Origin of the sequence: Aeromonas sp. 6P, from assembly GCF_051919525.1 — a bacterium.
GTDB classification, from domain to species: Bacteria; Pseudomonadota; Gammaproteobacteria; order Enterobacterales; family Aeromonadaceae; genus Aeromonas; species Aeromonas veronii.
In genome coordinates, this window is the sequence record NZ_JBQBEO010000002.1 from 2081572 (window position 1) to 2103752 (window position 22181).

Genomic DNA, 22181 nt, shown 5'->3' on the forward strand with positions numbered 1-22181 from the left:
GCATAACTGCCAGCAGGGCGCCTCTCAACGTGAGCCCCGCTGGCGACAAATTGTCTCGGATGGTTTGCCCACGATTGTTTGTCGCGATTGGGGATAGCCGCCGGTTTGGGTATACTCGCCCCTCTCTGGCGCCCCCGGTGGCGCACCTCGAATCTTTACTGCTGGAGGCGTCGTGTTCGTCCAACTCCCTTTTTGGCTCTTTCCTCTCACCGGATTGATGGCGCTTGGTGCGCTGATCGCCCTCGGTATCGTGCTGTGGCGCGGTGATATCTGCCCCGGCCAGCGCTCGCGCATCAGTCAGCAGCTTTTCTCCATCTGGGTCATTACTGCGCTCTCCCTGATGCTGGCGGTCGAGGCCAAGGCGGCCAGCTGGCTGATCTGGAGTGGTGGGGCCGCACTGGTGCTCGGGGTTGGCTTGTCACTGGCCCAGTCACGGCTGGAGGGCAAGCGTTCAGTCCCCTCGACACTGCTCTGGCTACCGGCGTTGCCGCTCGCTCTCTATGGCATCGGGCTGCTGCAACTGCAGGGCTGGGTGAGCGGTCTGCTGCAGATGGCGATGCTGGGGGCGGCCTTTGCCCACCTGATGCTGCTGCGGGCCCGTCATCGTCTCAAGGCATTCAACACCCTGTTGCCGCTGGCCGGTCTGGTGGGGGCGATGGCCAGCCTTGTCTGGCTGGCAGTGCTGGTGGGCTGGCAAGGGGGTGAGGCCAATCTCGATGCCCTGATCCCGGCGGTGGTGACCCAGGCAGCGCTGCTGGTGGCCTCTCTGCTGCTCTGGTTCAGCCCGCTCTACCTGCAGCGTGATACCGCGCCTGTGGTGGTCTCTACCTCCCTGTGTGGCCTGCTGATCGCCCAGATTGCCGCTACCAGTGTGTTGCACCAGCTGATCTGACACTGGCGCTGAAAAGAGAAAGCCCCGAGCCAACACTCGGGGCTTTTGTATATCTGGCTTGCAGGAATCGCAGCAATCAAGCAGCAGCTATCGATCAATAGAAGTCGTCGGCCCCGCAGATAAAGAGGCAACTGCTGCGCGGCTGGGCCAGATATTCCCGGGTCAATCCCTCCAGCGGCATGCCGAAGGTGCAGATATCTTGCGGCGAGGGGAGGGCGGTATCGAGGATCCGCCGCCAGTAGCCGCCGACCCCCTTGGGGGGCTCGGCAGGTTGAAGGTGAGGGGCTCCCAGTAGGCGTTGAACAGCACATAGAGCGCCAGCTTGGTTTCGCTCGACAGCGCCGACATGGCGATGGCGTGGGAGTGGGGGCTGAAATCCGGTTGCCCGGCGTTGACCCCGTGCCAGCAGATCTCGCTGTGGCGCAGGATCTCGGTGAGTGACAGCGGCATGCTCTCCTGTTCCGGGCGCTGAAACAGGTGTTTGCGGTACTGGATCAGCTCCTTCATAAAGCGGAACATCTCCTGACTGCGGGCATTGGGCAGCCAGTTCATCCAGCAGGTAGCATTGTCCTGGCAGTAGCCGTTGTTGTTGCCCCGCTGGGTGCGCAGCAGCTCGTCTCCCATCAGCAGCATGGGGGATCCCACCGAGAGCAGGGTCGCCACCATCATGTTTTTGGCCTGGCGCATCCGCAGGGCGTTGATCTGGGGATCTTCCGTTACCCCTTCATGGCCGTGGTTCCAGCTGAAGTTGTGATCGCAGCCGTCACGGTTCTCCTCCCCGTTGGCCTCGTTGTGCTTGCTGTTGTAACTGGCCCAGTCCCACAGGGTAAAACCGTCGTGGCAGGTAACGAAGTTGATGCTTTTCTCGGGATCGGCGTGGTGATAGTGGTAGATGTCGGGGCTGCCGCAGAGCCGCTCGACAAAGGCGGTGACGCTGTTGTCATCCCCGCGCAGGAAGCGGCGCACATCATCCCGGAACTGGCCGTTCCACTCACGCCAGCGGGCGCCGGCCAGTGACCCCACCTGATAGAGCCCCCCCGCGTCCCAGGCTTCGGCAATCAGCTTGATGTCGGCGATGTTGGGGTCGGTATCTATAGTGCGCAGGGTCGGCGCATTGGCCTGCGGCTGACCCGACTCGTCCCGCGACAGAATGGCCGCCAGATCGAAGCGGAAGCCATCGACGTGCATCTCCTGACGCCAGAAGTGGAGGCTGTCCATGATCATCCGCAGCACCACCGGATGGGCGCCATTGAAGGTGTTGCCGCAGCCCGAATAGTTGGTGTCCTTCTGGTTGTTGTCGAGGATGTAGTAGGCCTCGTTGTCGATGCCGCGAAACGAGAAGGTGGGGCCATCATCTCCCCCTTCGGCGGTGTGGTTGTAAACCACGTCCAGGATCACCTCGATATTGGCCTTGTGCAGCGCCTTGACCATGTCGCGAAACTCGGTCAGCGGATCATCGCCGCAGGCGTATTGGGCGTGGGGGGCGAAAAAGGACATGGGGCTGTAACCCCAGTAGTTGGAGAGTCCTTTGGGCGCATCCTGAGGATCGAACTGGAACACCGGCAGCAGCTCGACGGCGGTGACACCGAGAGATTGCAGATAGGGGATCTTCTCAATCAGCCCGAGATAGGTGCCACGCAGCGCCGGATCGACCCCGGAGCTCGGAGACTTGGTAAAGCCCCCCAGATGCAGCTCGTAGATCACCGAGCGGGAGAGGGAGTGAGCGGGCAGTTTGTCTCCTTCCCAGTCGTAGTGGCGAGTATCGACCACCTTGTTCTTGGCGCAACAAGCCAGATTGCTGCCCGGACGGGCCGCCGCCCATCGATCGTAATTGGCGCCAAGCTCGATGCTGCGGCCGTAAGGGTCGAGCAACACCTTCTCGGCATCGAAGCGGGTGCCGCCATATGGGCGCCACGGGCCCTGAATGCGATAGGCGTAACGTTGCCCGACCGAGATCCCCTCCACATGGATATGCCAGTAGTAGGCGGTGCGGTTGAGGCGTGGGGAGAGGGGTATCACCTCGGGGGTCGCATCGTCTGCGCTTGCGAAGAGCAGCAGTTCGACCCGGCTGGCGAGGCGTGCCCAGATCGCAAAGTTGACGCCGTTACTATCGGGTGTGGCCCCCAACTGACGGCAGTGACCGGCGGAGATGCGCATATTCTACCTACCCAAAATGAGGAGTGTTCACCTTATTGAGTGTAGTGCCGGATGCCTGGCAAGGACTCGATTGCCTGAAAAAACAGCATGATGCTGCTAATGACCGCACTATTTGTCCGATTAATCTACGAATAAACTTTTTTTGAGATATTTACTTGCAATCTGTGCGCTGGCGCCTATTATTGGCGACCTCAGACGCGGGGTGGAGCAGCCCGGTAGCTCGTCGGGCTCATAACCCGAAGGTCGTCAGTTCAAATCTGGCCCCCGCAACCATCTGAGATCCTGACCAGTCAAGCCGGTGTAACCGGTTGGTAGGAAAGGAGAAATCGAACTGGCTACTGCTCGGCCACTTCGAGAAAAATTCGGACGCGGGGTGGAGCAGCTCGGTAGCTCGTCGGGCTCATAACCCGAAGGTCGTCGGTTCAAATCCGGCCCCCGCAACCAACTCTTTCGTCAGCTTGCGATTGTGTAAACAGTCGAAAGCAGACAAACGCCACCAAGCTACTGCTCGGCTTGAGGGTGACAATTCGGACGCGGGGTGGAGCAGCTCGGTAGCTCGTCGGGCTCATAACCCGAAGGTCGTCGGTTCAAATCCGGCCCCCGCAACCAACTTTTCGTAAGCTTGCGATTGTGTAAACAGTCGAAGGCAGACAAACGCCACCAAGCTACTGCTCGGCTTGAGGGTGACAATTCGGACGCGGGGTGGAGCAGCTCGGTAGCTCGTCGGGCTCATAACCCGAAGGTCGTCGGTTCAAATCCGGCCCCCGCAACCAACTCTTTCGTCAGCTTGCGATTGTGTAAACAGTCGAAAGCAGACAAACGCCACCAAGCTACTGCTCGGCTTGAGGGTGACAATTCGGACGCGGGGTGGAGCAGCTCGGTAGCTCGTCGGGCTCATAACCCGAAGGTCGTCGGTTCAAATCCGGCCCCCGCAACCAACTTTTTCGTCAGCTTGCGATTGTGTAAACAGTCGAAAGCAGACAAACGCCACCAAGCTACTGCTCGGCTTGATGGTGACAATTCGGACGCGGGGTGGAGCAGCTCGGTAGCTCGTCGGGCTCATAACCCGAAGGTCGTCGGTTCAAATCCGGCCCCCGCAACCAACTCTTTCGTCAGCATGGGATTGTGTAAACAGTCGAAAGCAGACAAACGCCATCAAGCTACTGCTCGGCTTGAGGGTGACAATTCGGACGCGGGGTGGAGCAGCTCGGTAGCTCGTCGGGCTCATAACCCGAAGGTCGTCGGTTCAAATCCGGCCCCCGCAACCAACTTTCTGTACGTTCCCTTCCTGCATTGCCAATCATTGAACAATCCTTCTTGATGCTCGTCACCATCTGGTGATTACTGCTATTTCTGACGCTTTTTCAAGACCAAAACTGGTCGTATCAACCATTTGTTGGGTATCATCAGGTATCTCTTCATGGATGAGGCACGCGCCTGTGATCACTCCCTTCACCTATCTTCCTCCTGCTATTGAAAGCCGGGATGCCACGCTGGCCGAAGCCCTTGCCCAAGGGCTGCCGTTGCAACTGCTGCTGATCGCCGAAGAGCAGAAGGAGTCCTTGCTTTCGCTCCCCGCCCTTGCGGGTCTCCAGACCCAGCTTGCGCTGGGGAAAAAAGCGCCCTTTACCCTGATGCATGGCAATACCCTGTTGCAGGTGATGTTTGTGGCCGGCAGTGTGACGCGGGATCACCGCCTCTATAAACAGATCAGAGGCTGGATTGCTCCTCTTTCTGGGCTCAATGTGGAGCGGCTCGGGCTGCATCTGGAAGGTTTTTCCCCCTCCGAGCGAGTGATGCTGGCCGAAGTGATGTTGTCAGCCCTGCTTGCCGCCAATATTTCGTTGCCCACCAGCAAGCGCCGCAGTGAAAGCAGCTGGAGCTATCAGCAGATCAAGGTTTCACCCGCAGTGGTGCTGGACTTGGCACGCCTTTACAGCGAAGCGGGGGGCAACGGGCTGGCTCGCCATCTGGCGGTGTTGCCTGCCTCCGAGCTGACGGCCGCCAGCTATCGCGAGTTTGTCAGCAAGCTGGCGCAAGATGAGGGGTGGCAGTGCCATCACTATGATCAGGCACAGCTGGCCGAGTTGGGGGCGGGGGCGTTTCTGGCCGTTGCTCGTGGCTCGGAAGACAATCAGGGGGCCATGGTCAAGCTCAGCTACTATCCACCCAAGCCGGTGCGCCGCATTGCGTTGGTGGGCAAGGGGATCTGCCACGACTCTGGCGGTTACAACCTCAAGGTCTCCGGCAGCATGTATGGCATGCATCTGGACATGGGGGGCAGCGCGGTGGCGCTGGGGGCCCTCTACGCTATCAGCCGAGCTCAGCTACCCTACGAGGTACACTGCTGGCTGGCCATTGCCGAGAACCATATCGGCCCTCACGCCTATCGCCCCGGCGAGGTGGTGACTGCCATCAATGGCACCTCCATCGAGGTGGTCGATACCGATGCCGAAGGGCGAATGGTATTGGCCGACACCCTGGCGATGGCGGTGCAGGATACCCCAGATCTGCTGCTCGATTACGCAACCCTGACCGGGGCCTGCAAACGGGCGCTGGGTAGCCGCTACAGCGGCGTCTTTACCAATCGCAGCGAATGGATTACATCGCTGGTCAATCTGGGTCAGCGCAGCGGTGAGCGGATCTGGCCCTTCCCGCTTGATGACGATTACGACGACAACATCGAGAGCGAGTGGGCCGATTTGTTGCAGTGTGCACCGGGCAGTTCGCCGGATCACATTGATGCGGCCCGTTTCCTCGCCCACTTCGTGCCAGAGCAGACCCCCTGGCTGCACTTCGACCTGAGCGGTTTTCGCAACAAGGGGGGCAATGGGGTAGTCTCCAGCGAAGTGACCGGCTTTGGCGTGCGCCTCACGCTGGATCTGCTGGCCAGCCCGCTTGGCAGAGTTGGTCGCCAAGCCTCTGAACAATCTGAATGATAACAAGGAGTTCTGTGAAACAACCAAGCTATGACTGGGTGCTGTTCGATTTGGATGAAACCCTGCTCGATTTTCCGGTCGCCTCTGCGCTGACGCACACCCTGCAGATCTATGGCGTACAGGCTGATGACGCCAGCATGGCGCAGTACCACGCCCTCAATCACGGGCTCTGGCAGCAGTACAACGACGGCGAGATCGATGCAACGGCGTTGCAGCAGACCCGCTTCTCCCTCTTTGCCCAGCAGGTTGCCGCCGATCCCATGGAGATGAACAACACCTTTCTGGAGCAGATCATTGCCCTTAGCATACCTCTTGAAGGGGTGGTCGAGACCCTGCAGCAGCTGCGCAGCAAGGTGCGGATGGGGATCATCACCAATGGTTTCAGCGTGCCCCAGCGGGGGCGGCTCGGCAAACTGGGCTGGAGCGAGTGGTTCGAGCCGCTGGTGATCTCCGACGAGATCCGGGTGACCAAGCCGGCGCCAGCTATTTTCCAGCACACCCTCTCCCTGATGGGGCAGCCAGATCCGGCCCGGGTGCTGATGGTGGGGGATAACCCGAAAACCGATATTGCCGGGGCGGCGGCGCAGGGGCTGGCAACCTGCTGGTACAACCCGGCGCGGCAAGCGGGCGAGTGCGATGCCACCCACGAAATCCACCACTTCGCCCACCTTGCCGACATTGTGCTGGGACGCTGACAGGCAGAAGTAATCCATCACGTTATCGGTGACCAAAACGTCCTGGCAAGTTGCAACCAGGGCTGTTTGAGACAGGATTGGGTTTGCTTGAGACTGCAAGGGGAGCATATGCTCCCCTTACTTATGAGTGTTTTCCTGTGAATGCAGGGATCTGAACTGGTAGCGATCGAGGATCTGCTGATAGTCTGGACTCTGTTTCAATTGATCGATAGCCTGATTGATCCGCTGCAGTTGCGCCTCAGTGGTGCTCTCTTTGCTAAGCATCAGGTGAACCGGTGTCTGTTCGATATGCAGCAGAATATACAGCTTGTCCTGCACGCCATCCTTACCCTGCCACTCCTGCAGTCCGTGGGGATCCAGAATAAACCCCTGGATCCGTCCCCCTTGCAACATCTTCAGCAACTGATCCAGCCGCAAGCGCATCTGCAAACGGGGCTGCAGCTCGGGCCTTGCCATCAACTGGCGGAAGGTATTGCCGTAATCAAAGCCCTTGAGCACCCCGATATGGAAGTCGGGGGTGTTGATCAACTGCTCCAGGGTGGTAATCCCGCGCCAGCGATCGGCATCTTGCCGACGGATGACGATGGCCGTCTCCTCTTCCCGATAGGGGTGGCTGAAGCGGGCATATTGCTGCCGCTCGGCGGTGATATTGGCTGACATGGCCAGTTGAACCGTGCCGAATTTCAGCTCGTGCAGCACGCGAGCCCAGGGCATTTCACTGAATCTGGCCTGATAACCGGCCCGCAGGAAGATGGCGTTGAGCAGCTCCACATCCAGTCCGCGGAGCTGTTGCTGTTCATTGCGATAACTGAAGGGCTGCCAGTCGACCCAGCCCACGACCAATGACTCCTGTGCCGTAGCCTGGCAACACAAACACCATAACAACAAGAGTCTGTACACAACGCATACCCTCGAACAGGCTGATACGGTTGAGTATTGGACAGGAACGACGGAGTAACCAGTGCTGAGGGTTGAGCGGATGCACAGATGTGCATCCCTCACAGTTCGTGGGCGTGGAATCCCTTGCGGTAACGGGTTTCACAGCGCGGGCAGCGTTGCAGGGTCGGATCCTGTTCCAGCTGTTCGATGGAAAGCGGTTCTTCACAATCGGAGCAGAGGCCATAGAGGCCAAGATCCATCTGGCAGAGTGCCGCGTCGATCCGCTTGAGGCGGGCCACGCTCTGCTCAACCTTCGGCAGATCCAGCCGGCTGGTCAGTTCCACCAGTTGATCTTGCTCGCAGTGACCGACCTGTTCGGCCCACTCGTCACGGCGGCAGGCTTTGAGCTGACCGATCAGCGTTTCTCGTACTTGGGCCCAGTCTGACAGCAGGCGATTACGCCAGACAGTCAACTGTGCTTGCGTCATTTCACACACATTATCCCCCACAGGACAGACGACATATTCGGGGCAGTATAGGGATCCGATAACTCTATCAAGATGATATGCGTCAAGTTAAACGTGGTTAGCCGTGGCTTTTGGCTGCTTGCAGCAGGGCATCGCGGATCGGATCCGTCTCTTTGAGCACCCGGATCTCCTGAAACAGCAGATCCGCTTCGGGATATTCCCGCTTGAGATAGCTGAACCACTGTTTGATGCGGCTGGGGTAGTAGTCGGCTTTTTCGCTGGCCAGATCCTGCTCGGTATAGCTCACCATCAACTGCAGCACCTCGGCCCAGCTCATGTGCGGGCAGCCGGTTTTCATCACGTTGGCCAGATTGGGCAGGGAGATGGCGCCGCGCCCGACCATCAGGGCATCGCAACCCGAGACCCTGGCGCAGGCGAGGGCATCTTTGTGATCCCAAATCTCGCCGTTGGCGGTGACGGGGATGGGCAGGGCGCGGCGAATGGCGTCCACATATTCCCAGTGGGCGGGGGCCTTGTACCCTTCGCGCTTGGTGCGCGCATGAACGGCCAGCTCGTTGGCGCCCCCCTGGAAGACCGCCTGAGCGTTCTCCAGATAGAGATCCTTGTCGTCGTAACCGAGGCGAATTTTGGCGCTCACCGGCAGGTGGGTAGGTACCGCCTCGCGTACCGCCTTGACGATGCGGTAGATGGTCTCGGGCTCTTTGAGCAGCACCGCACCGCCCTTGCTCTTGTTGACCGTAGGGGCGGGACAGCCGAAGTTGAGATCAACGCCGGGGGAGCCCAGCTCGATGGCGCGCACGGCGTTCTCGGCCAGCCACTCGGGGTGTTGCCCCAGCAGTTGTACCCGCACCGGGGTGCCTGCGCGGGTTTTGCCATCTTGCAGCAGTTCAGGGCAGAGGCGGTAGAACACCTTGGCGGGTAGCAGCTGATCGACGACCCGGATAAACTCGCTCACGCAGAGATCGTAATCATTGACGGAGGTGAGTACCTCCCGCATCAGGTGATCCAGTACCCCCTGCATGGGGGCCAAAATAACGCGCATAACGGCTTTCCGACGAGAGTGGCAAGAAAAAAGAGCGCAGATTGTAGTGGGGTTGCGGCCCGCTGTCAGCACCCGCTCAAACTCTGTTAGGCTAGAGGGAGATAAATCACGCAAGGAGAAGGAATGAAGCGTTGGTGTCTGATGGCGCTCGGGTGGCTGGCATTTGCCACTGGTATAGTGGGCATTGTGCTGCCGCTCTTGCCGACTACCCCCTTCATGTTGCTGGCTGCCGCCCTGTTTGCCCGCTCATCGCCCCGTTTTCATCGCTGGTTGCTGACCCATCCCTGGTTTGGCCCGCCCATCGTGGATTGGCAGCAATATCGCGGTATTCGTCGCCAGGCCAGACGGCGCGCCATTATCTTCATTTTGCTCACCTTTTCGGTGTCACTGGCGGTGGTGCCACTGCTGTGGGTAAAGGGGTTGCTGGTTGTCATAATGGTGATCCTGCTCACCTGGTTAATGCGTCTGCCAGTGCTGGAGCCAGTTGCAATGGCGAAGTGAAGTCCCTAAGCTATTGCAGCAATAATGCTATGGAGTCGGCCTGTCATTTTTGCGTGACAGGCTTTTTTATTTCCCGCAGAAGGGAATTGAGAAAAAATGGCCACCCCTGGGTCAAAAAAATAAGCGGTCAACACATGAATCCGGAAACCCTGAAATTTATCGAAGCAAGCATCAAGACCATTCCCGACTATCCGAAGCCGGGTATTCTGTTTCGTGACATCACCAGCCTGATCGAAAACGCTGAGGCCTTCAAGGCCACCATCGATCTGCTGGCCAATCATTATCGTGATCAAGGAATCACCAAGATTGTTGGCACCGAAGCCCGCGGCTTCATCTTTGGCGCGCCGGTTGCCTATGCCATGGGGCTGGGCTTCGTGCCGGTCCGCAAGCCGGGCAAGCTGCCGCGCGAAGTGATCGAGGAGTCCTATGCCCTCGAGTACGGCACCGACACCCTGCAACTGCACACCGATGCCATCGTGCCCGGTGACAAGGTGCTGGTCGTGGACGATCTGCTGGCGACCGGTGGTACCGTCGATGCGACCGTCAAGCTGATCCGCCGCGCAGGTGGTGAAGTGGCCGATGCGGCCTTCATCATCTCCCTGCCGTCTCTGGGTGGCGATGCCCGCCTGACTGCCGCTGGCATCAAGGTGGTCTCACTGGTCGAGCTGGCCGGCGAGTAATGCCTCTTCGGCCCGATCCTCTGCATCGGGCCTGCGTTGAACCGGTGCCCTTGCGGGCATCGGTTTGAAAATCAAGCGATCCCTCCCGCTCTGACCGATAGCCGATACAGCCAGCCCGCCATTTGTGTTAGCATCCGGCCTCAATGCCTTGTCTTCCCTGCATGATGGATTTATGAGCTATCAGGTTCTGGCGCGTAAATGGCGCCCCCATACGTTTGAACAAGTGGTAGGCCAGCAACATGTGCTGACCGCCTTGACCAACGCCCTGGATCAGGGACGGCTGCATCACGCCTATCTGCTGAGCGGTACCCGCGGGGTCGGCAAGACCACCATCGCCCGTATTCTGGCCAAGAGCCTCAACTGCGAGCAGGGGATCAGCAGCCACCCGTGCGGTGTCTGTGATACCTGCCGCGAGATCGATCAGGGCAACTTTGTCGACTTGCTGGAGATTGACGCGGCGTCCCGCACCAAGGTGGAAGATACCCGCGAGCTGCTCGACAACGTGCAGTACCGCCCGGCCCGTGGCCGCTTCAAGGTCTACCTCATCGATGAAGTGCACATGTTGTCGCGCCACAGCTTCAACGCGCTGCTGAAAACCCTAGAAGAGCCGCCTCCCTATGTGAAGTTTCTGCTGGCCACCACGGATCCGCAGAAGCTGCCCATTACCATCCTCTCGCGCTGTCTGCAGTTTCATCTGAAGAGTCTGGATCAGACCCAGATCGCCAAGCAGCTCGAATGGGTGCTGGATCAGGAGGGGCAGCCCTTCGAGCCACGCGCCCTGCTGGCCCTGGCCAAAGCCGCTGACGGCAGTATGCGCGATGCCCTGAGCCTGACCGATCAGGCGCTGGCCCACGGCAATGGCAGCGTGCGCCTCGACAGCGTGTTGGCGATGCTGGGCACGCTCGATCACCGCCATCTGCACCAGCTGCTGGAAGGCATTTTGCGGCAAGATGCCCCCGCGACTATGGCCAAGATCACCGAGATCGCCACCCTGGGCCCCGATTTTGATCAGCTCCACGCCGAGCTGGAAGGTTTGCTCCATCGCATCGCCATGGCGCAACTGCTGCCTGCCAGTGTGCAGGAGCAGGGGGCGGATGCCGATTCCCTGCTGCAACTGGCCAAGGCGATGAGCCCGGAAGAGGTGCAGCTCTGCTACCAGATCGTGCTGGGTGGCCGTAAAGATCTGCCCTGGGCCCCCGATGGCCGCACCGCGCTGGAGATGACCTGCCTGCGGATGCTCGCCTTCTCCCCAAGGCGTGATGCCCTGCATCCGGCCAGCCTCACTGCGCTGCCCCCGTCAATGACGAGCAATACCACTCCGGTAGCCTCCTTGCCGGGAAAGCCCCCGGCCGCTGAATCGGCCACACTGGCACCGATCAGCGGCGCCGTGCCCGCGGTTAATGTCTCCCCGCCTGCGATGACGGATGACATTGGCAACCCCGCTGACAGAGAGGAGGAGGCGCAAGCCGCCGAGCTGTTCAGCCAGCAGGATGAGCTGCTGCGCGAAGCCGCAGGCATGGGGTATCAACCCGAGCCCGCGTTACCCCATGTGCAGCCCGATGTGTCTGCGCACTCAGCCGAACAATCCGCTGATGCTGATGATCGAGCACCTTCCGCAGCCGATATGGACTATTCCCGTAGCGAGCCGCTGACCGCCCCCTTCGAGCCCGCGCTCGAACCGACAACCGAGCCGGTTGCCGCACCTGAAGCCGTGTCTGCGGTATCGAGCATGCAGAGCCTGCTTGGCAAGCGAAACATGCTGCGCAGCCGCCAGCGTGGTCAGGATGCCCCGGCGGCGCCCGCGCCGCGCGCGGTGCCGGTTACGCCAGCTCGTCCTGTCGCGCCCGCTGCTGCACCGGCCGTCACCCAACAACCTGCTCCGGTCAGCCAATCGGCCGGGCAGGGGATGGCGGCGATGGGTCACTATGATGATCTGCCGCCAGTGGATCTCTATGGCGATGGTTACGAGCCGCAGGGTGATAACGGCGATTACGAAGAGTACCTCAATCAGGGATTTGCCGGGCAGACTCAGGTGATGAGCCACGCCCCTGTCACGGCACCGGCCCAGCCAACCGATCTGCCACCTTGGGATCTCGACGGGCAGCCGAGCTATCGACCCGGTGAACGCAGTGCTGCGGCGCCTGCGGTGACGTCAGCCCCTGCGACCCAGCCGCCCGTTGCCACCACGGCAGTGGCTGCTGCCCTTGTGACGCAGGATGAACCCCCTCAGCCAGTGATGGAGACCATCGACTGGGATGAGCTCGAAAGCGACAGCGAGCCGCAAGAGGGGGAGGCGACCCGCCTTATTCCCTCCTCGCTGCTCAATGGTTGCGGCGACCCTTGGGCCGAGTTGATCGCCCACACTCAGGTGGGTGGGCGGCTGCGCCAGCTGGCCATCAACTCGGTGATGACGCGGGAAGGGGACAAGGTACTGCTAACCCTCAAGCCCGAGCAGCGCCATCTGGTGAGCGACAAGGCGCGCGCCGACCTGGCCGAGATCATCGGGCCAGCGCTGGGGCAACCGGTGCAGGTCGAGGTGACGCTCGGTGTGGTGCCTGACCAGGAGACCCCCCTCGAGATCGAGCATCGCCTCTATCTCGGGGTGCGCGAGCAGGTGACCCGGGATCTGGAGCAGGATCCCAACGTGCAGTTTTTAGTTCAGCGGTTTGGTGCCGTGCTCCATCACGAGAGTATCGAGCCCCTCAACCGCTAAATTCCGTGGCCGGGAGCTTGCTTCCGGTTGAAAAGCAGTTTGGCTGTCCCCATCTAGGACAGACAAGCCCACAGCCCGGCGCTGGATGCCGGATTTCAAGACGAGAGACGACATATGTTTGGTAAAGGTGGAATGGGGAACCTGATGAAACAGGCCCAACAGATGCAAGAGCGTATGCAGAAGGCGCAGGAGCAGCTGGCTCAGATGGAAGTGACCGGTGAAGCCGGTGCTGGCATGGTCAAGGTCACCATGACCGGTAGCCACAGCGTCCGTCGCATCGAGATCGACCCCTCCCTGATGGAAGATGACAAGGAGCTGCTGGAAGATCTGGTTGCCGCCGCTTGTAACGATGCCGTGCGTCGTGTGGAAGAGCAGAACAAGGCCAAGATGGGCGAGCTGACCGGTGGCATGCAACTGCCGCCAGGCTTCAAGATGCCGTTCTAAGGCGACTCTCCCCGCGCATTCTTGCTCCCTTGTCGCTGGCCATTCGGGTCACGGCAAGGGGGACGGCCGAGAGACCCAAAGACGCAGCGTTATTGCTCAGGCGATACGCTGCGTTTTTTTATGGGCGCCATGCTGGCGCGGGCGGGCTCTAACTATCCCTTCTGGGGAGAGGTTGCCACAGCGAAGGCCGATTACGCCATGAAACGCAGCGCCTTGTATAGGCGGCACTATTTGTCGATACCCGCTATCGGATATCCCGGTTTGGCGTGGCCGGGCGGGAGCGGCATAATGGCGGCTTGCCGTATTGAGGAGATTGTATGAAATATATCGGAGCCCACGTCAGTGCGGCCGGCGGGGTGGAGAATACCATCGCCCGCGCCCAGGCCATCGGGGCCAACGCGTTTGCCCTCTTTACCAAGAATCAACGTCAGTGGCAGGCCGCCCCCTTGTCGGATGCCACCATCCGCGCCTTCAAGGCGGCCTGTGACAAGGCCGGTTTTCTGCCGGAGCAGATCCTGCCCCACGACAGCTATCTCATCAATCTGGGCCACCCGGATCCCGATGGTCTGGCCAAATCCCGCGATGCGTTTCTCGACGAGATGAAGCGCTGCGAGCAGCTGGGGCTTTGCTATCTGAACTTCCACCCCGGTAGCCATCTCAAGCAGATCCCAGAGGCTGCCAGCCTCAAGCTGGTGAGCGAGTCCATCAACTGGGCGCTGGAGCGCAGTGAAGGGGTGACGGCGGTGATCGAGAATACCGCCGGGCAGGGGACCAACCTCGGCTGGTCGTTCGAGCACCTCGCCACCATCATCGAGGGGGTGGAGGACAAGAGCCGGGTCGGGATCTGTTTCGATACCTGCCACGCCTTTGCCGCAGGTTATGATCTGCGCACCACCGAGAGCTGTGCCACTGTCTTTGCCGAGTTCGACCGCACGGTGGGTTTTCATTATCTCAAGGGGATGCATATCAACGGCGCCAAGTGCACTTTCGGTAGCCGGGTCGATCGCCACCACAGCTTGCGGGAGGGCAATCTGGGGGAGGCAGTATTCCACCACATCATGAATGATGATCGCTTCGATCGCGTTCCGCTGATCCTCGAGACCATAGACGAGTCCATCTGGGGCGAGGAGATCAGCTGGTTGCGCAGTCTGGCGCAGTGATACTCAGAAGCGAATCAAAGAGAGGGAGCCGTGGCTCCCTCTCTGCTTTTTCCGTCATTGGCGGGCGGGTCTGCCAGCGGCGCTCCGAGCGGGCGTTACCCTGCGCGGCTCACCTCGGAATCCTTCACCTGAGCCCGGCAGAAGTGGATAAAGTGGCGCAGGGAGGTGGAGTGGTACTTCTGCTTGTGCCAGATAAGGGAGAGCTGGCGCGGGAAGCGCCGGGAGAGGGGCAGGGCGATCAGCCGCCCATCTGCCAGGCGATCCGAGGCTGCCAGCCGGGAGATAAAGGAGATGCCAAGCCCCTTCTCCACCGCCAGCATCACCGCCTCCAGGGTGTTGAGTTCAAGCCCTGGTTGCCAGCGGGGCAGCTCGGGCTGGATCTGCTGGATAAACTGCTCGCGGCTGCCCGATTGCGCTTCACGCAATACCCAGGTCTCGCCCCCCAGTCGGGAGAGGGATAGCTCCTTCTTGTTGGCAAGCGGGTGACCGGGTGGGGCCACCACCAGCATCTCGTCCTGCAGCCAGGGTTCGGCGAGCAGGTCGGGGTGGTGGTTCTCCCCCTCGATCAGTGCCATATCCAGCTCGAAGTTGGCCAGCGCATGGCAGAGCAGGTGAGTGTTGTTGATGGTCACCTTGGGGGGGAGCCCCAGCTCCTGTTTACTGCTGGCGAGCAGGGTGGGGAGCAGGTAGTTGCCGATGGTCTGGCTGGCACCAAAGCGCAGCTGGCCGCTCGGCTCGGCATCGGGGCTGAACAGGTTCTCGATATCCTGCATCCGGGTCAGCAGCTCTTCGGCGGCCGGTTGCAGCAGGCGCCCCTCGTTGTTGAGCTGCAATCTGGGGTGAATGCGGTCAAACAGCGGGGTAGAGAGCTGGCGCTCCAGCTCCTGCAGCGACTGGGAGACGGCCCCCTTGCTCAGGCAGAGCTCGTTGGCGGCAAGGCCAAGGTTTCCATAACGGGCAATGGTGGCGAACACTTTCAGCTGCTGCAGGGTCAGTTTCATCGTGTTTGGTTTTCCTGAATGATTGATTTAATTCATTTAGATATCGTAAACGATAAGGGACCATTATCCTATCGCCATAGTCATCAATAGAAAGGTGTCATCATGATCGCAAGAACCCGTAAATCACTGGCTGCCGCCCCAACCCCCATGGCGGGTCTGGCGCTGGGCATCGCCAGCCTTGGTTGGTGTTGGGAAAATGCCGGTCACTTCGATGGCCGGATGCAACTGCTGGGCGCTGCCATTGCTGCCGTGCTGCTGGTGATCCTGACCTTCAAGTTTCTGCTTCACCCCCGCCTGCTGTTGCAGGATCTCGCTCACCCCGTAGTCGGCAGTGTGGTACCGACCTATGCCATGGGGACCATGGTGGTCTCCAAAGCGCTCGGTATGATTGCGCCGCAAGCGGGCGAGGCCCTCTGGCTGTTTGCCGTAGCTGTTCACCTGCTGTTCCTGGCCACTTTTATCTGGCATCGCGCCAAAGAGTTTGAAATCCACCACATGGTGCCGAGCTGGTTCGTGCCGCCGGTGGGGATCATCGTGGCTGACGTCGCCTTCCCGGGTGGTCAGTTTGCCCCGCTGGCCAACGGCCTGCTCTGGTTCGGGATCATCTGCTACGGCCTGATGCTGCCGCTGATGCTCTATCGCCTGATCTTCAGCCATGAAGTGCCGGATGCCGCCAAACCGACCATCGCCATTCTGGCTGCTCCTGCCAGCCTCTCTCTGGCCGGTTACCTGACCGTCAGCCAGGAGCCGTCACTGCTGCTGGTGGCCGTGCTGCTGGGGATTGCCATCCTGATGACCGGCATCATCTATCTGGCCTTCATCAAACTGCTGCGTCTGCCCTTCTCGCCGGGTTATGCCGCCTTCACCTTCCCGCTGGTGATCGGTGCCACCGCCCTGTTCAAAGTGGCTCATCTGGTTGAAGGGTTTGCGCAAGGGAGTCACTACGTCGAGCAGATCAGACTGCTGGCCCACTTCGAGCTGGGGGTGGCTACCGTGATCGTCGGGTATGTGGCACTGCGTTACCTGATGTTTTTTCTGCCGCAGCGTAATACCGAAATGAATAACGGCATGGCCCGCCAGGGTGCTCACCGATAAATCTTGATGATGTGACATCGGGAAATGGATAAGCAGTGCGCTCCGAGAGCGACGGGATAAACGACCAGTCATACTATGGATGGACAAAGAGCCTCCACCCTGGTTGTGTAACGAGCAAAATGCCCCGCGGTGCGGGGCATTTTTTTATGGTTTTTTGATGTGGCGCCCGTGGCGGGCTATTTGCCATGGATTTAACTGGTATTACCTGTCAGGACGACTACAATGCAGCACCACTTTTTCGCTCGACCCCAATACATGTCGTCCCAAGATCCCGTATTTGACTCCTCTTTTGAAGCCCGTTTTCTGCATCCCCGCTACTGGTTCAGCTGGCTGGCGCTCGGCGTGCTGATGCTGCTCGCCTTTGTGCCGGTGCGATTGCGCGACCGTTTGGCCGAAGCCTTGGCACCGCTGGTGTTTCGTATCTCGAAAAAACAGATCTATATCGCCAGAACCAATCTGGAGATCTGCTTCCCGGACAAGAGCCCGGAAGAGCGGGATGCCATTGCACTGACCTCGATCCGGGTCGGCCTCAAGAGTCTGTTGGGATTTGGCGAGTTCACCATGCGCAGTCAGCGTTATCTGATGAGCCGGATGCAGGTGATCGGTTGGGAGCATATCGAGGCGGAGCGGGCGGCCGGCCGTCCGGTGATCCTGGTAGTACCCCATACCTGGCCGGTGGATGCCGCCGGTTACTGCTTCACCCAGCGCGGGGTGCCCATGTGCACCATGATGAAGCGGGCGCGCAATCCGGTGTTTGACTGGCACCTCAACCGTGCACGAGCCAAGAACGGTTGCCGCGTCTATGAGCGCAGCGCCGGGATCAAGGCAGTGATCAGGACCATCAAGAGCGGTCGCAGCTTCTTCTATCTGCCGGATCAGGATCATGGCCGCGAGAAGAGCATCTTCGCCCCATTCTTTGGCTATCCCAAAGCGACCCTGCCTGCCTTGCCCCGTCTGGTGCAGGTCAGCGGTGCCAAGGCGGTGCCGCTGCTCGCCTGCTATGACGAAGCGAACCACTGCTACCGGCTGGAGATTGAGGCACCGTTCGACAACTATCCCACCGAGGATGTGATGGCCGATACCTGTCGCATGAACGACATGGTGCAACAGCAGCTGATGCGCCATCCGGGCCAGTACATGTGGTTCCTCAAGATCTTCGATACCCGTCAGGATCAGGAGGGGCCGGATGGCCTTTACGAGGCGGGGATCCAGCGGATCCGCAAGGGATTGTCGCCCCACGGCTGACCCAGAATTTGGATTGATTGAAATGGCCCCAGGTGGGCCATTTTTTATGATAACTAGTCTGATCAGTGCCTTGCAGGCTGATGGCCAGCCTCCCCAGGGTAGAAAAAAATGTCAGGATAACTACAATAACCGTTTGTTTTTGATGACTTGATGGCCGCCATGTCTGCGTTAGATCCGGTATTTGATACCTCATTTCATAGCCGCCTGCTGCATCCCAAATGGTGGGGCAGCTGGTGCGCGCTGGGCCTGCTCTCCCTGCTGGCATTTACCCCCGCGAGATTGAGGGATCGCTTTGCCGATCTGGTTTCGCCGACCCTGCTGCGTTTTTCGAAAAAGCAGGCCTATATCGCCGATACCAACCTCAAGATCTGCTTTCCCGAGCTGGATGCCGCTGCACGGCAGGCGCTGCTGCTCAAATCGATCCGGGTCGGGCTCAAGACCTTTATGGGCTTTGGCGAGCTCAGCTGGCGCAGCAAGGCGCGGCTGACCCGCCGCATCAAGGTCACCGGCTGGGAGCATGTGCAAGCGGAGCAGGCTGCAGGCCGCCCGGTGATCCTGGTGGTGCCTCATACCTGGGCGGTCGACATGATTGGCCGCTACTTCTCCATGATGGGCATCGAGATGTGCACCATGATGAAGAGCCCGAAAGATCAGGTGTTCGACTGGTACATCAACCGCGAGCGGGCCAAAGGGGGCAAGGTCTATGAGCGCAGCGCCGGGATCAAGCCTGCGATCAAGTCGATCCGCGCTGGTGCCAGTTTCTTCTACCTGCCAGATCAGGATCACGGCCGCGAGGCGAGCGTGTTTGTTCCCTTTTTTGGTCGCCCCAAGGCAACCCTGCCCGCGCTGCCCAAGCTGGTGAAGCTGACTGGCGCTAGGGCCGTGCCCATCTTCGCCAGCTATGACGAGGATGAGGGATGCTATCTGCTGGAGATCGAGCCGCCGTTTGACCCTTATCCCACCGCCGATCTGCTGGCAGACGTCAACGCCATGAACCGGGTGGTGGAGATGCAGGTGGCGCGCCATCCCGAGCAGTACATGTGGTTTCTCAAGATCTTCGAAACCCTGGAGCATCAGGAGGGGGATGACGGCCTTTATGAAGCGGGGATCCAGCGTATTCGTCAGGGCTTGCCGCCCGAACCTTGAAAATTGGCCCGCTTGCGGGCCATTTTTGTTGGCACAGGCGCCTTTCGTATTTGGTCTGCTGCTGGTGGTTTTTAAGGCGAACGGGTGGACAAAAACAGCGCAAACAGGGGATAACAGGGTGTCTTATGAAAGGGAGAGGCAGGTGAGCGTGCGCGGAGCTATCTTCGAGAGCGGAAATAGGGTAAAAGGGCGGCCATGAAAATTCCAAATCGAATCCAACCTCTGGTTGATGACGGCCTGGTCGATGAGGTCGTCAGCCGGTTGATGAGCGGCAAAGAGGCCGACGTCTATGTGGTGCGCTGCGGCGACGAGATCCGCTGCGCCAAAGTCTATAAAGAGGCGTCCAAGCGCAGCTTCAAGCAGGCCGTGGTCTATCAGGAGGGGCGCAAGGTGCGTAACAGCCGCAGCGCTCGCGCCATGGAGAAGGGCTCCAAGTACGGCCGCAAACAGCATGAAGAGGTGTGGCAGAACACCGAGGTCGACGCCCTGTTCAAGCTGGCGGCGGCCGGTGTGCGGGTGCCGCAGCCTTATGTCTGCCTCGATGGCGTCCTCTTGATGGAACTTATCACCGATGAGGATGGCAATGTCGCGCCGCGCCTCAACGATGTGGCGCTTACCCCCGAGCAGGCGGTCATCGACCATGCCAAGGTGATCCGTTACGTGGTGCGGATGCTCTGCGCCGGTCTTATCCACGGTGATCTCTCGGAGTTCAATGTGCTGGTGGATGAACAGGGCCCCGTCATTATCGACCTGCCCCAGGTGGTGGATGCCGCCGCCAACAACCAGGCCAAGGCGATGCTGGAGCGGGACGTCAACAATATGCGCAACTACTACGGCATGTATGCCCCCGAGCTGCTCAAGACCCGTTATGCCCAGGAGATGTGGGCGCTGTTTGAAGATGGCAAACTCACCCCCGATAGCGAGCTGACCGGTCACTTTGAAGAGAGCCGCGCCGCCATCGATCTCGATTCGGTGCTGCAGGAGATTGAGAGCGCCGAAGAGGAGGCCTATGCCCGTCAGGCCCGGATGAAGGCGGAGCAGGAAGACAGCTACTAACGGTCTTGCCACGTTCGCAAAAAGAGCGCCTTCGGGGCGCTCTTTTTATTGCTGCTGCGGCTATGGTCGGCTGGGGCAGGGGGCTAGCTGATACATCTCCAGCCAGTTGCGATCCCCCGGATGGAAGCGCCTCCCCAGCAACACGCCCCCGGCGGCCGTAATGACCTTGCGGGAAGCCAGATTATCTTCGCCGCAGCTGATCAGCACCGGCGCTGCCAGCACCTGTTGTTGCACCCAGCGCAGCAGCACGGTCGCGGCCCCTTCGCCACGGCGAGAGGGGCGGGTTTCGTAACCGATATGACCCAGCCACTGGCGGGTTGCCTCATTGTCACCGTGACGAAGACGCAGGGTGGCGATGATCTCCTCGCCATCGAGGGCAAAATAGGTGGTGGTCGGCAGGTATCCACTGGGCAAGTTGCGCGCTTCTGCGTGATCCAGCAGGCTCTGTAGCCAGCCGTCCGGGTCAAATTGCGCCACCTGATAGAGCGGCTGTCCGTCTTTGGCGCATTCGGTGACATAGCGCCGGTAAGCCGGAGCATCTGCCAGCCTGGCCGGTCGGCATTGCAGAGCGAGCACTTTGCTCATGACAGGAGCGCGCAGGGCGGCAGCGGTTGCGGCTCGTTGTGGTGGAGCTCCTGTACGCAGGCCCGTTGCCTTCCAGCCTGTTTGGCGGCGTAAAGGGCCCGATCCGCGCGCAGATAGGCCGCTTCAAACCCCTCGTCAGGGTGTAGCGAGGTGAGGCCGATGCTGAGGCTGATGGGGCCACCGGCCAGCGCCCGGGTCGCCTCGGCGATCTGCTGTTGCAGGCTGTGACAGTAGTCGGGCAGGGTCTGCGGGTCCGCCATCAGCAGCAGGGCCAGCTCATCGCCGCCAAGCCGACCGGCCATGCCCTCGGCAGGCAGGGTATTGGCGATCACCCGACCCACGGCCCGCAGCATGGCATCACCGGCGGGGTGGCCGTGGCGGTCGTTGATCTGTTTGAAGTTGTCCAGATCGATCAGCAGCAGCTGGCTAGGGCTAGCCATCTCGCGGGCACGCAGGGCCACCTGGCGCTCGAAATAGTGGCGGCTGAACAGGCCGGTCAGCTCATCCTGATTGGCGCGCCGCTCCAGCTTGCGCTGGGTGGCCAGCAGGGCTTGCTGCTGGCGGGTGTGGACCAGGCTCAGCAGCAGATAACTGCGGGCGATGGTAAAGAGCAGGCTGAGCAGGATCACAGGCCCGAGCAGCGGGTCGGTGAAGGAGTTGGCCGCCAGCTCCGGCTGCCAGAGATGTTTGGCGATCCGCAGCAGTTGCAACAGCAGTTGCAGGCCGAGCAGCAGAATGGCAAAGCGCAGCACCCGATAGACGGGGGCCCGCCGCTGGTAGCGCCAGAGCTGCCAGATAAGCAGCGCAATCTGCAGCGAGAGCACGCCGGAGAGCACGATGATCCGGCTATGCACATCAAAGAGGGGTTGCTGCAGGGCGGTCAGGGCAAACAGGACGAAACCGCCGAGGGTAACGGCGGGCAGCAGCCAGCCCAGTTGGTCGGCTTCACGGCGAAAGAAGTGGCGCATACCCCGTTCATAGAGCAGGGTGGTCGACATCAACAGCAGGTTGGTGCAGAGAATATTGGCAAGGGATGCATTTCCTTCAAGGGGGCGCAGCAGCAGGCAGCAAAAAGCCCCCGCGATAACCAGTTCCCCCGCTGACCAGTAGATCAATGCCCTGATCTGGCGATGGGTGTGCCACATGGCGGCGAAAATGGTGGCGACCCCCACATGTGACAGCGTGACGAACAGTACCAGACTCAACAACTGGGCTGAGGAAAACAGACTTGGCATCAAGGGGCTCTCTGGGAAGTCACCTGTGAACGAACAGGCGATGGGGTATCGCCCGCTGGCAGTGGCCGATCACAACATGAATCCAACCTATTATCAATGGGTTAAATGGCCGAATGTGCTCACCTCCGACTTCTTGCACAATGGCAATTGCTGACTCGATTTATCAGCGCACAAGGAGCCATTTTATTGTCTTGTCAGTCAATTTCGCTGCGTGAAAGGTGGTTGTGT

The 22181-nt window shown here is 60.2% G+C and carries 18 protein-coding genes, 7 tRNA genes and 1 pseudogene; 19 read left to right on the top strand and 7 right to left on the bottom strand.

Annotated features, from left to right (window positions below):
* Nucleotides 1-172 precede the first annotated feature (172 nt).
* Nucleotides 173-892, top strand: a complete 720-nt coding sequence (locus tag ACTG2J_RS09735; RefSeq protein ID WP_088868835.1) for a hypothetical protein — start codon at nucleotides 173-175, stop codon at nucleotides 890-892.
* Nucleotides 893-986: 94 nt separating this feature from the next.
* On the opposite strand, the pseudogene glgX reads toward ACTG2J_RS09735, so the two are convergent.
* A pseudogene (gene glgX / locus ACTG2J_RS09740) lies at nucleotides 987-3049 on the bottom strand (glycogen debranching protein GlgX).
* Between the two features lie 196 nt (nucleotides 3050-3245).
* On the opposite strand from glgX, the gene ACTG2J_RS09745 reads away from it, so the two are divergent.
* The 9 genes from ACTG2J_RS09745 (at nucleotide 3246) to yjjG (ending at nucleotide 6683) form a co-directional block, all read left to right on the top strand.
* A tRNA-Met gene (locus ACTG2J_RS09745) sits at nucleotides 3246-3322 on the top strand.
* A 94-nt stretch (nucleotides 3323-3416) separates the two neighbouring features.
* Nucleotides 3417-3493, top strand: a tRNA-Met gene (locus ACTG2J_RS09750).
* Nucleotides 3494-3581: 88 nt separating this feature from the next.
* Nucleotides 3582-3658, top strand: a tRNA-Met gene (locus tag ACTG2J_RS09755).
* Between the two features lie 87 nt (nucleotides 3659-3745).
* Nucleotides 3746-3822: transfer RNA gene (locus tag ACTG2J_RS09760), tRNA-Met, on the top strand.
* Nucleotides 3823-3910: 88 nt separating this feature from the next.
* Nucleotides 3911-3987 (top strand) — tRNA-Met (locus ACTG2J_RS09765).
* An 88-nt stretch (nucleotides 3988-4075) separates the two neighbouring features.
* Nucleotides 4076-4152 (top strand) — tRNA-Met (locus ACTG2J_RS09770).
* Between the two features lie 88 nt (nucleotides 4153-4240).
* Nucleotides 4241-4317 (top strand) — tRNA-Met (locus tag ACTG2J_RS09775).
* A gap of 171 nt (nucleotides 4318-4488) precedes the next feature.
* Entirely contained in the window at nucleotides 4489-5988 is a 1500-nt protein-coding gene (locus ACTG2J_RS09780; RefSeq protein ID WP_439997907.1) for a M17 family metallopeptidase, read from the top strand.
* A 14-nt stretch (nucleotides 5989-6002) separates the two neighbouring features.
* The gene (yjjG, locus tag ACTG2J_RS09785; protein ID WP_439997441.1) at nucleotides 6003-6683 is read left to right on the top strand and encodes a pyrimidine 5'-nucleotidase; all 681 of its coding nucleotides are present in this window, start codon (nucleotides 6003-6005) and stop codon (nucleotides 6681-6683) included.
* A 117-nt stretch (nucleotides 6684-6800) separates the two neighbouring features.
* On the opposite strand, the gene ACTG2J_RS09790 is transcribed toward yjjG, so the two are convergent.
* The 3 genes from ACTG2J_RS09790 to dusC form a co-directional block, all read right to left on the bottom strand.
* Nucleotides 6801-7520 (bottom strand): substrate-binding periplasmic protein, encoded by a 720-nt coding sequence (locus ACTG2J_RS09790; protein ID WP_439997442.1) that lies wholly within the window; start codon nucleotides 7518-7520, stop codon nucleotides 6801-6803.
* A 161-nt stretch (nucleotides 7521-7681) separates the two neighbouring features.
* Complete coding sequence (locus ACTG2J_RS09795; RefSeq protein ID WP_005333451.1) at nucleotides 7682-8050, bottom strand: TraR/DksA family transcriptional regulator; 369 nt, start codon at nucleotides 8048-8050, stop codon at nucleotides 7682-7684.
* Nucleotides 8051-8147: 97 nt separating this feature from the next.
* Nucleotides 8148-9092 (bottom strand): tRNA dihydrouridine(16) synthase DusC, encoded by a 945-nt coding sequence (dusC, locus tag ACTG2J_RS09800; RefSeq protein WP_058056895.1) that lies wholly within the window; start codon nucleotides 9090-9092, stop codon nucleotides 8148-8150.
* A gap of 123 nt (nucleotides 9093-9215) precedes the next feature.
* On the opposite strand from dusC, the gene ACTG2J_RS09805 reads away from it, so the two are divergent.
* From ACTG2J_RS09805 to nfo, 5 genes are all read left to right on the top strand, one after another.
* Nucleotides 9216-9593 carry a YbaN family protein gene (locus ACTG2J_RS09805; protein WP_019445809.1) on the top strand — a complete coding sequence of 126 codons (378 nt, stop codon included), beginning with the start codon at nucleotides 9216-9218 and terminating at the stop codon, nucleotides 9591-9593.
* A 134-nt stretch (nucleotides 9594-9727) separates the two neighbouring features.
* A complete protein-coding gene (apt, locus tag ACTG2J_RS09810) occupies nucleotides 9728-10273 on the top strand; it encodes an adenine phosphoribosyltransferase (protein WP_005352403.1) in 546 nt (181 codons plus the stop codon).
* Nucleotides 10274-10445: 172 nt separating this feature from the next.
* The gene (gene dnaX, locus ACTG2J_RS09815; protein WP_439997443.1) at nucleotides 10446-12986 is read left to right on the top strand and encodes a DNA polymerase III subunit gamma/tau; all 2541 of its coding nucleotides are present in this window, start codon (nucleotides 10446-10448) and stop codon (nucleotides 12984-12986) included.
* Between the two features lie 114 nt (nucleotides 12987-13100).
* Entirely contained in the window at nucleotides 13101-13430 is a 330-nt protein-coding gene (locus tag ACTG2J_RS09820; protein WP_005333445.1) for a YbaB/EbfC family nucleoid-associated protein, read from the top strand.
* A gap of 317 nt (nucleotides 13431-13747) precedes the next feature.
* Complete coding sequence (gene nfo, locus ACTG2J_RS09825; RefSeq protein ID WP_439997444.1) at nucleotides 13748-14590, top strand: deoxyribonuclease IV; 843 nt, start codon at nucleotides 13748-13750, stop codon at nucleotides 14588-14590.
* A gap of 95 nt (nucleotides 14591-14685) precedes the next feature.
* On the opposite strand, the gene ACTG2J_RS09830 is transcribed toward nfo, so the two are convergent.
* The gene (locus ACTG2J_RS09830) at nucleotides 14686-15591 is read right to left on the bottom strand and encodes a LysR substrate-binding domain-containing protein (protein WP_439997445.1); all 906 of its coding nucleotides are present in this window, start codon (nucleotides 15589-15591) and stop codon (nucleotides 14686-14688) included.
* Between the two features lie 102 nt (nucleotides 15592-15693).
* On the opposite strand from ACTG2J_RS09830, the gene ACTG2J_RS09835 reads away from it, so the two are divergent.
* The 4 genes from ACTG2J_RS09835 to ACTG2J_RS09850 all read left to right on the top strand — a co-directional run bounded on the left by ACTG2J_RS09835 (nucleotide 15694) and on the right by ACTG2J_RS09850 (nucleotide 20133).
* The gene (locus tag ACTG2J_RS09835; RefSeq protein WP_005352390.1) at nucleotides 15694-16686 is read left to right on the top strand and encodes a TDT family transporter; all 993 of its coding nucleotides are present in this window, start codon (nucleotides 15694-15696) and stop codon (nucleotides 16684-16686) included.
* Between the two features lie 255 nt (nucleotides 16687-16941).
* Nucleotides 16942-17931, top strand: a complete 990-nt coding sequence (lpxM, locus tag ACTG2J_RS09840; protein ID WP_274160456.1) for a lauroyl-Kdo(2)-lipid IV(A) myristoyltransferase — start codon at nucleotides 16942-16944, stop codon at nucleotides 17929-17931.
* Between the two features lie 150 nt (nucleotides 17932-18081).
* Complete coding sequence (locus ACTG2J_RS09845) at nucleotides 18082-19077, top strand: LpxL/LpxP family acyltransferase (protein ID WP_064338069.1); 996 nt, start codon at nucleotides 18082-18084, stop codon at nucleotides 19075-19077.
* Between the two features lie 195 nt (nucleotides 19078-19272).
* Nucleotides 19273-20133, top strand: coding sequence for a PA4780 family RIO1-like protein kinase (locus ACTG2J_RS09850; RefSeq protein ID WP_021231339.1), 861 nt, complete (start codon nucleotides 19273-19275; stop codon nucleotides 20131-20133).
* Nucleotides 20134-20193: 60 nt separating this feature from the next.
* Here the strand turns inward: ACTG2J_RS09850 and ACTG2J_RS09855 are convergent, their stop codons facing one another.
* Together ACTG2J_RS09855 and ACTG2J_RS09860 are read right to left on the bottom strand one after the other, a co-directional pair.
* Nucleotides 20194-20718 (bottom strand): GNAT family N-acetyltransferase, encoded by a 525-nt coding sequence (locus ACTG2J_RS09855; protein WP_113739982.1) that lies wholly within the window; start codon nucleotides 20716-20718, stop codon nucleotides 20194-20196.
* Nucleotides 20715-21953: a GGDEF domain-containing protein gene (locus ACTG2J_RS09860; protein WP_113739983.1), complete on the bottom strand. Its 1239-nt coding sequence runs from the start codon at nucleotides 21951-21953 to the stop codon at nucleotides 20715-20717. Before ACTG2J_RS09860 ends, ACTG2J_RS09855 begins: the two co-directional genes overlap by 4 nt.
* Nucleotides 21954-22181 lie beyond the last annotated feature (228 nt).

Coding starts and splice junctions, on each gene's coding strand:
- ACTG2J_RS09795 (WP_005333451.1), bottom strand. CDS start 8,050: ATGACGCAAGCACAGTTGACTGTCTGGCGTAATCGCCTGCTGTCAGAC.
- dusC (WP_058056895.1), bottom strand. CDS start 9,092: ATGCGCGTTATTTTGGCCCCCATGCAGGGGGTACTGGATCACCTGATG.
- ACTG2J_RS09805 (WP_019445809.1), top strand. CDS start 9,216: ATGAAGCGTTGGTGTCTGATGGCGCTCGGGTGGCTGGCATTTGCCACT.
- apt (WP_005352403.1), top strand. CDS start 9,728: ATGAATCCGGAAACCCTGAAATTTATCGAAGCAAGCATCAAGACCATT.
- dnaX (WP_439997443.1), top strand. CDS start 10,446: ATGAGCTATCAGGTTCTGGCGCGTAAATGGCGCCCCCATACGTTTGAA.
- ACTG2J_RS09820 (WP_005333445.1), top strand. CDS start 13,101: ATGTTTGGTAAAGGTGGAATGGGGAACCTGATGAAACAGGCCCAACAG.
- nfo (WP_439997444.1), top strand. CDS start 13,748: ATGAAATATATCGGAGCCCACGTCAGTGCGGCCGGCGGGGTGGAGAAT.
- ACTG2J_RS09830 (WP_439997445.1), bottom strand. CDS start 15,591: ATGAAACTGACCCTGCAGCAGCTGAAAGTGTTCGCCACCATTGCCCGT.
- ACTG2J_RS09835 (WP_005352390.1), top strand. CDS start 15,694: ATGATCGCAAGAACCCGTAAATCACTGGCTGCCGCCCCAACCCCCATG.
- lpxM (WP_274160456.1), top strand. CDS start 16,942: ATGTCGTCCCAAGATCCCGTATTTGACTCCTCTTTTGAAGCCCGTTTT.
- ACTG2J_RS09845 (WP_064338069.1), top strand. CDS start 18,082: ATGGCCGCCATGTCTGCGTTAGATCCGGTATTTGATACCTCATTTCAT.
- ACTG2J_RS09850 (WP_021231339.1), top strand. CDS start 19,273: ATGAAAATTCCAAATCGAATCCAACCTCTGGTTGATGACGGCCTGGTC.
- ACTG2J_RS09855 (WP_113739982.1), bottom strand. CDS start 20,718: ATGAGCAAAGTGCTCGCTCTGCAATGCCGACCGGCCAGGCTGGCAGAT.
- ACTG2J_RS09860 (WP_113739983.1), bottom strand. CDS start 21,953: ATGCCAAGTCTGTTTTCCTCAGCCCAGTTGTTGAGTCTGGTACTGTTC.